1 protein-coding gene is annotated in these 401 nt (G+C 63.6%); it reads left to right on the forward strand.

Features of this window, described 5'->3' with window-relative positions:
• A partial coding sequence (locus P0G09_RS15850; protein WP_275253136.1) for a GTP-binding protein occupies nt 1–401 on the forward strand: 401 nt, incomplete at both ends.

Raw genomic sequence — 401 nt, forward strand, 5'->3', positions numbered from 1 at the left:
CCCCGGGCATCACCCGCGACCGCATTTTTGCAAACTGCAAGTGGAGCGGCCACGAGTTCATGCTGGTGGACACCGGCGGCATCGAGCCCAAGGCGACCGAGGGCATTCTGGCCCACATGCGTGAGCAGGCAGAGATCGCCATTGACACCGCTGACTGCATCATCAGGGTGGTGGATGTCCGCGACGGCCTGACCGCCGCCGACGAGGAAGTGGCCCACATGCTGCGCCGCAGCCACAAGCCCATCATCCTGGCTGTCAACAAGTGCGATAAGACCGGCGAGGCCCCCATGGAGCACTACGAGTTCTATAACCTGGGCTTTGACGAGGTGCTGCCCATCTCGTCCGTGCACGGTCACGGTACCGGCGACCTGCTGGACGCTGTCTGCGCCCACCTCGATTTC

Origin of the sequence: Faecalibacterium sp. DFI.5.82, from assembly GCF_029076575.1 — a bacterium.
Lineage (GTDB): Bacteria > Bacillota > Clostridia > Oscillospirales > Ruminococcaceae > Faecalibacterium > Faecalibacterium duncaniae.